We start from the raw sequence: 7,647 nt of genomic DNA on the forward strand, positions 1-7,647 counted from the left end.
CGTACTGCCCGAGAGCTGGACGGGCGCGTTTTCCCGGAGCGATTCGGACGGCGGGCCTCCGACCCGCGCTGGAGGGACCGGGCGCCGACCCGCCGCACAGATCCGGATCGGGAAGGCCCGTGTGAAGAGTTCGTCGCCGGCCGGTGGCCGGCATCATGCGCTCGGCCCGGGCACCCTGCTGGGCGCCGTCCTGGACCACGGACCGGTGCGCGCAGCACCGTCGCCCGGCTGACCGGTCTGCCGCCGGCCGCCGTGAGCGGCCACTCCGCCACGCCGCTGGGCCGGGGACTCATCCGGGAGGAACGGGCGACCGCGGGCCCGCGAGGTCTCGGGCGGCCCCATGTGCCCGTGGACATCGACACGGGCCGGTATCTCGTCGCGGGCGCCCATGTGGCCGTCGCGCACTCGATGTTGTCGTTGATGGACCGCGGACGTGTCGTCGCCGAGGACCGCCGGCCGCACGGGGCGACGGACCCGGCGACCGTACTGACGGGCCTCGCGCGCCGGTTGCCCGGACTTCGGGACGCCCATGGGGCCGGCAGCGCGGCCCTCGCGCTCGGCGCCGCCACCGGTCACCGGTCACCGGTCACCGGTCACCGGGTGGACCCTCCGGCGAAGTGGTCGCACGGCATCCCCAACCGGGCCGGCGCGACGTGCCGATGAGGGAGATGAGGGAGGTGCTCGCCGAAGCGGCGGGGCTGCCGCTCCAGCGGGCGGGGGTAGCAGGGGCGCGCCGGGACTGCGGCCGCCGGGTCGGCGAAGGTTCGCGGCCTGCGGCCGGCCCCGCGGCCCGCGAACCCCCGTACGGTTCGGGCGTCATGGGCACACGGACACGCCGGGCTCCCGAGCACGCAGGCGAGCACGAGCGCGAGCGCGCGTGCACGGACACACGAGCACCACGAGCACGCGGACACGGCGGCAGTACGAACGCGGCGGGCGCCCTGACGCCCGGACACCCCGGGCCGGGCGGCGGTCCGGCGCCGGGGGAGAACGCCTGCCCGGCGCTAGGGTGTGCGGTGTCCGCCCGGGCCGGGAGCCGGTCCCGACGGTGCGGCAGAGCGAGCGGGCGGCAGGAACGGCCGTTCCCCGGCCGGCAACCGGTGCGCGGGCCGGACAGGTGCCGGGAGGACGTGGATGCCGGAACTGTTCGCGCTGGTCGCCGCCCTCTTGTTCGGGCTCGTGCACTTCCTCAGCGGACTGCTGGCCAGACGGGCGGACAGCTACGCCGTCGCGGCGTTCGGGCAACTCGGCGGGATCGTGCTGATGCTCGCCGTGGTGGTCGTGACGTGGGCGGCTGGTGTGGACGCGCCGCTCCTGTCGGCCCCGCACATCACCGCCGGCGCCCTGGGGTGGGGTGCGGTCTCGGGGGTGGGCACCGGCATCGGTGTGGCCTGTCTGTACCGGGGTCTGGCGGCCGGTCAGATGAGCGTGGTCGCCCCGCTCAGCAACGTCGCCGGAGTCGCGTTGCCGGTACTCGCCGGAGTCGTGGTCCTCGGTGAGCGGCCGAGCCCGCTCGCCTGGCTCGGCGTCGCGGCGGCGCTCCCCGCACTCTGGCTGGTCTCCCGCAGCGACCGGCCCGAGGACTCGGGGACCGCGGCCGGGGCACGGTACGGGCTGCTCGCCGGAGTCGGCTTCGCGGTGCAGTTCCTGGCGATCTCCCGTATCGACCCCGCAGCGGGGCTATGGCCGATCCTCGTCGCCCGGGTCGTGGCGACGCTCACGATCGCCGTCATGGCCCGGGCGGCCGGTGCGACCCTCCGCCTGCCCCGCGGGCTCGTCCTCCCGTCGCTGGCGGTCGGCTCGATGGGTGCGGTCGCCCTCGTGCTCTACCAGGCCGCCACCCTCCACCAGTTGCTGGCGCTGGCGACGGTCCTGGCCTCGCTGTACCCCGCGGTCCCGGTGGTCCTGGCCATCGTCTTCCTCCACGAACGCCCCACCGCCGTCCAGATCGCCGGGCTGCTGTGCACGGGCGTCGCGGTCGTGCTGATCGCCCTGGGCTGAACGGGGAAGCCCTCGGAGCCGCGTGGGCCGGGGGAATCGCCGCGCCCGGCGCTCAGCGGCAGGGCGCGGGACGTCCGCTCCCGGCCGGACCGCCCGGGCACCCCCGCCGAGGGTCTCGGTCACCGCGCGGGGCGAGGGTGTTCCCGTCGCAGCAGCCGGACCGGCTTCACCTCCCTGGTGCCGTCCGCACGTTCCACCAGGACGTTCCGCGGGGCGCGCCGGGCGGTGCGGACGAGCGGGAAGGCGGGCGCCGGTTCCCCCGTCACATCGCCGTAGCGGACGCGCACGGTGACCTCGGTCCAGGTCCTCGGGCCGCGGTGCTCCCAGTAGGTGCGGGGCGCGCCACAGCCGCGCGGCCCGTCCGCCGACCGGGGACGGCCGCCGGAGTCCGCCACCCGGCTCACCCCGTACCTTCGGCACCCGCATCTGGCCTCTCGCCTCTCGCCTCTCGCCTCTCGCCTCTCGCCTTCCAGGATCGTCCACGCGGCTCGGCGGGACGAACCGGTCACCAGTGCCAGACGAGGCTGTCGCCCTCCGCGACGGCCTGCCAGCGGGCGGAAGCCTCGTCGAGGGCCGGTCCGGTGCGGGCGAGGGCGTCGGCGTCGAGAGGGGCACGGCCGGTGCCCCGGCCCTCGGTGGGAAGGCCGGTCCAGACGCGGTAGGCCCAGTTGACGGCCAGTTCGGCCGCCATGACCCGGTCCCCCCTGCGACGCAGCACCTTCAGCCCCGAGCGGCGGTGCCTGCCGGGGGTGAGCGGTTCGAAGCCCTGGAACGTGGCTCCTTCGGCCATCGCGCCCCAGAAGCCGTCGGTGATGCCGAGCGCGCCTTCGACTGCGGCGTGGACCAGATCGTGCGGCATGGTGGGGCCGGTCGGCTGGGCGGGCAGCCGGACGTCGGGGCCGCGCCGGTCCCGTACGAGGATGTCGTGCCGGTTGTCCGGCAGCTTGCGGAAGACGATGTCCATCGAACGGGACGGTAGGTGCCGCCCGTCCGCGGGGCCAGTCCTTTTCCGCGCCGTGCCCGAGTCCCCGTTCCGCACCGCCCCGCCCCACCCCGTCCCGCGCCTCGGCGCCCACCCTGACCTCGCCTTGCCGTCCCACACGACCGCACACGGCCGCACTCCCAACCACCCAGTAACGAAAGGTTCTTCACAGAATTGGCCGCCCGGGGCGTTGACCACCCCCAAGTGCCTGTAACACTCACGGAGCCACAAGTGGTTTAGACCACTCGTGCGGTTTCACCGTGCGACCACCTTCAGCGTGTGCATTGGAGACACCGTGAGATCAAGCTGGATCAACCGGAACGCCCCGATGGCCGCAGCAGTCGCCGCGGCGGCTCTCGTGCTGGGCATCCCGGCGCCGTCCGCGGCCGGCGTGCCGTCTCCGCCGGGAGCCGCGGCGGCGCTGCCGGTCGTCCATCCCGCGTCTCAGTCCCTCACCCGCGCCGGTGACGACGTACCGGTCACCCGCCGGGTCGTCCTCGTCACGGACCGGGACACGGACCCCGCGGCGGCCACCCGGATCGCACAGGTCCTCTCGGCGCACGGCGCGACGCGTGTCGACACCGCCGCCCCCGGGCACCGGGACGCGTCCTCCGGACGCGATCTGACGGTGCTGCTGGGCGACGCGTCCCGGCCGGACATCGCCGCGGCGCTGCGCGGAACCACCGAGCCCGGACACGCCGAGGGCTATGCGATTCGCGTCACCCGCGGCGAGCACGGAGCGGGTGCGGTGACCCTGGCGGGCCACGACGCCGCCGGCCAGTTCTACGCCGTCCAGACCCTGCGCGGGCTGCTGCGCCAATCGGGCGACGACGGCTGGCGGATCTCCGGCGTCCGGGTCGACGACCACCCGTCGATGGCGCTGCGCGGCACGATCGAGGGCTTCTACGGACAGCCGTGGACCCATCAGGAGCGCCTGGACCAGATGGACTTCCACGGCGACGTCAAGGCCAACACCTACATCTACGCACCCAAGGACGACCCGTACCACCGGGGCAAGTGGCGCGAGCCCTATCCCGCGGACAAGCTGGACGAACTCGGCGAGCTCGTCCGCCGTGCCGCCGCCAACCACGTCCGGTTCACCTTCGCCGTCTCCCCCGGCGAGTCCATCTGCTACTCCGACCCCGCCGACCGGGCGGCGCTCAAGGCCAAGCTCCGGGCGATGTACGACCTGGGCACACGCGCCTTCTCGATACCGCTGGACGACATCAGCTACACCCGGTGGAACTGCGGGGGCGACAACGCCGCCTACGGCGCACCCGGACGGGAGGCCGCCGCCGCGGCGCAGGTCGACCTGCTCAACGACGTCCAGCGGACCTTCGTCGCCACGCACGAGGGCGTGCGGCCCCTGCAGATGGTGCCCACCGAGTACGGCGACCTCACCGACACCGCGTACAAGCGGAAAATGCGCGCGTCGCTCGATCCCGCGGTCGTGGTGATGTGGACCGGCACCGACGTCGTACCGCCCAGCATCACCAACGCACAGGCGGACGCCGCGTCCGCGCTCTTCGGCCGCAAGGTCTTCGTGTGGGACAACTATCCGGTCAACGACTTCGGCAACACCAGCGGCCGGCTGCTGCTCGCCCCGTACGACAAGCGTGAGGCCGGGCTGTCGGACCACCTCAGCGGGATCGTCGCCAACCCGATGAACCAGCCCTACGCGAGCAAGGTCGCCGTCTTCGGCGCCGCCTCGTTCGCCTGGAACGACCGCGCCTACCAGGCGGACGCCAACTGGACCGGCGCCATGTCGTATCTCGCCGGCGGCGACCGCCGGGCGACCGAGGCCCTGCTCGTCTTCGGCGACCTGGAGCACCTCGCCCCGACGTTCGGTTCCACCCCGTGGCAGAGCCAGGCTCCTCGGCTCGCCGCCCGGGTCGCCGCATTCTGGGACGCCTGGGACGACGGCGACCGCAGGCGGGCCGTCAAGGCGCTGCGCGCCTACGCACGGGACATCGAGCGCGCACCGGCCGCCATCCGCGGCGGCGCGGTGCAGCGGGGATTCGTCACGGACGCCGACGACTGGGTCGACGCCACCGGACTCTGGGGACGGGCGACGGTGTCGATGCTCGACGCACTCGCCGCGCGGGACCGGGGCGACGAGGACCGCGCCGAGACCCTGGCCGCGGCGTCACGGGCCCTCCAGGACAGGGCCGGGGCCCTGCGGACCGCCCCTGCCCGCAACACCTGGGGTGAGGTGCGGCCGAAGGTGGGCGACGGCGTCCTCGACACCTTCCTCGTGGAAGCCGGCGTGCGGCTCGACCTGTGGGACGTGGCCGACGGCGCGCGCAACCTCGCCCCGGCCGGCACCGCCACGGCCTCGAGCGTCGAGCAGGACCTCGACCGGTTCACGGCCGGCAAGGTCAACGACGGTGATCCCGCGACCCGTTGGGCGTCCGGGTACAGCGACGACGCGTGGGTGCAGATCGAACTCGCGGCCCCGGCCCGGGTGGCCGCGGTGACCCTCGCCTGGGAGGCCGCCTGCGCGAACGAGTACCGGATCCAGACCTCGTCCGACGGGACGGCCTGGACCACCGTCGCCACCGAGCGCCCGGAGTCGTGCGGCAACGACGTCGTGCGCACGTCGCCGGGTGAGCCGGTGCGGTTCGTGCGGATGCAAGGGGTCGAGCGCCGAACGACCTGGGGCTATTCGATCCACGAGTTCGGTGTGTACGGCGCCCCGGCGAACTGAAACGCGGCGACGGCAACGCACACCGGCCCGCCGGGGGGAGACAGCTCTCCCCCCGGCGTCCGGGCGGGTCGGAGCGGTACGAATCCGGTGCACGGAGCACCGGCTCCGAAGGAGGGGCGGGTGTCACCTGCGCAGGGTCTTCGACGGTGCGGTGCCGTAGAGCTCCCGGTAGGCGGCGGCGAAGCGCCCCTGGTGGGCGAACCCCCAGCGTAGGGCGATGTCGGTGACGGTGGTGGTGCGCGGATCGGCGCGGCGCAGGTCCTCGTGGGCGCGGACGAGACGGACGCGTTTGAGGAAGGAGAGCGGGGTGGTCTCGGCGTGTCGCGCGAAGGCGTACTGCACGGCGCGCGGTGTGACGGGCACGGACGCGGCGATGTCGGCGAGGCCGATGTCGCGGTGGGCGTTTGCCTCGATGAAGGAGACAGCGCGGCGCAGGGTGTCGCTGGTGGCGTCGCGGCCGTCCACCGGGGCGGGTTCGTCACCCAGGGTGGTGTTGGGCAGGGTTGCGAGGGCGACCGCGGCCATGTGGCGGGCCGCGGTGGCCGCGGCCAGCGGGCCGGCACCGGCCCCGGGTCTGCCCAGGACGTGGTCGCGCAGGTAGGCGACGGTGGCGCCGAGCTGCCGGTTCGCGGCCGGACTGATCGCCCGCTGCCCGGTCAGCTCCACCGCTCCGCCGGAGCGGTCTCCGGTTCCGGCCACTTCGCCCAGCAGCGAGGGATCGAAGAGGGTGAGGGTGTAGCGGGCCGAGCGGACCTCGCCCCTGTACGGACGGTCGTGCGGGGCGAGCAGGAACGTCTCCTGGGGACCGAACAGTTCTTCGTCCCCGCCGGTGGTGTCCGCGAAGTGCCCCTGGTGCACGGTGACCAGGCACACCCGGTTCAGGCAGCCGGCGTCGTACGCCATGGTGTAGTCGAAGGCCAGCCGGTCCACCGTCAGACCGCCGGCGGAGTGGCGCACGATGCTGGCGCGCGAGGTCTGCGGCAGCCCGCCGATCGTCATCGGTGTGTACGCCGATGACAGGAACGCCTCCGTCTCCTCCAGGTCCGTGCTGTCGAAGCACAGCGTGTCCATCAGCGCTCCCGGCCGCCGTCCCGTGCCCACCGACCCCGGAGGGCCTTCGTCGTACGACGCTACGCCTACCCGGCGCAACGGACGGAACACCGCCCGATTCGCCGCCGCGCTCTTCGCGGTGCGGACGGCTCGGGAGCACGGCCGGGCCCGGTCGGGGTCAGTCCTCCGCGAGCAGGTGCGTGCGCAGCTTGGTCAGCGTGCGGGTCAGGATGCGGGAGACGTGCATCTGGGAGATGCCGAGTTCGGCGCCGATGCGTGCCTGGGTCAGCTCCTGGCCGAAACGCAGTTCCAGGATGGTGCGTTCGCGGTCGTCGAGCTCGGCCATGTGGGGCACCAGGGCTCGGATGTCCTCCATGAGCTGCATGTCGTGGTCGTCGGTACCGATCTGCGCGGGGTGAGTGCGTCCGCTGGAGAGGGCGGCGTGGTCGGTGTCGCTGTCGGCGTTCGGGGTGTCCAGCGAGCCTGCCCGGTATCCGGCGGCGGCGACCATGCCCTCGTCGACCTCGTCCTTCGTGCGCCCGAGGTGTTCGGCGAGGTCCTCGACGCTGGGGTCGCGGTCGAGTACCGAGACGAGGTGCTCCCGTGCCCTGGCGAGTTCGACGCGCAGCTCCTGGAGGCGGCGCGGCACGTGCACGGCCCAGGAGGTGTCGCGGAAGTGCCTCATGATCTCGCCCTGGACGTACGGGATGGCGAAGGAGGTGAAGGCGACCTCGCGGCTGAGGTCGAACCGGTCGATGGCCTTGATCAGCCCGACGGTCCCGACCTGGACGATGTCCTCCATCTCCCCGCCGCCGCGGTTGCGGAACCGGTTGGCCACGAACCTGACCAGGGAGAGGTTCATCTCGATGAGGGTGTTGCGGACGTACTGGTGCTCCCGCGTGCCCTC

General features: G+C 73.5%; 7 protein-coding genes. 3 read left to right on the forward strand and 4 right to left on the reverse strand.

What is annotated here, in order from left to right:
* Nucleotides 1–348: 348 nt before the first annotated feature.
* Nucleotides 349–663 (forward strand): hypothetical protein, encoded by a 315-nt coding sequence (locus BLT82_RS28845; protein WP_143041559.1) that lies wholly within the window; start codon nucleotides 349–351, stop codon nucleotides 661–663.
* Nucleotides 664–1,134: 471 nt separating this feature from the next.
* Nucleotides 1,135–2,001 carry an EamA family transporter gene (locus tag BLT82_RS28850; RefSeq protein ID WP_093660064.1) on the forward strand — a complete coding sequence of 289 codons (867 nt, stop codon included), beginning with the start codon at nucleotides 1,135–1,137 and terminating at the stop codon, nucleotides 1,999–2,001.
* Between the two features lie 119 nt (nucleotides 2,002–2,120).
* On the opposite strand, the gene BLT82_RS28855 is transcribed toward BLT82_RS28850, so the two are convergent.
* A complete protein-coding gene (locus BLT82_RS28855; protein WP_143041560.1) occupies nucleotides 2,121–2,405 on the reverse strand; it encodes a hypothetical protein in 285 nt (94 codons plus the stop codon).
* 101 nt (nucleotides 2,406–2,506) lie between these two features.
* On the reverse strand, nucleotides 2,507–2,965 hold the full coding sequence (locus tag BLT82_RS28860) for a hypothetical protein (RefSeq protein WP_093660068.1): 459 nt from the start codon (nucleotides 2,963–2,965) through the stop codon (nucleotides 2,507–2,509).
* Between the two features lie 346 nt (nucleotides 2,966–3,311).
* Between BLT82_RS28860 and BLT82_RS28865 the strand changes: the two genes are divergently transcribed.
* Nucleotides 3,312–5,690, forward strand: a complete 2,379-nt coding sequence (locus tag BLT82_RS28865) for a glycoside hydrolase family 84 protein (RefSeq protein ID WP_093660070.1) — start codon at nucleotides 3,312–3,314, stop codon at nucleotides 5,688–5,690.
* Between the two features lie 123 nt (nucleotides 5,691–5,813).
* On the opposite strand, the gene BLT82_RS28870 is transcribed toward BLT82_RS28865, so the two are convergent.
* Both BLT82_RS28870 and BLT82_RS28875 read right to left on the reverse strand, forming a co-directional pair.
* Nucleotides 5,814–6,761: a helix-turn-helix transcriptional regulator gene (locus BLT82_RS28870; RefSeq protein ID WP_093660072.1), complete on the reverse strand. Its 948-nt coding sequence runs from the start codon at nucleotides 6,759–6,761 to the stop codon at nucleotides 5,814–5,816.
* A 157-nt stretch (nucleotides 6,762–6,918) separates the two neighbouring features.
* Nucleotides 6,919–7,647, reverse strand: a 729-nt coding sequence (locus tag BLT82_RS28875; RefSeq protein ID WP_093660074.1) for a SigB/SigF/SigG family RNA polymerase sigma factor, incomplete at its 5' end; no start/stop codon positions are given.

Origin of the sequence: Streptomyces wuyuanensis (genome assembly GCF_900103455.1) — a bacterium.
GTDB classification, from domain to species: Bacteria; Actinomycetota; Actinomycetes; order Streptomycetales; family Streptomycetaceae; genus Streptomyces; species Streptomyces wuyuanensis.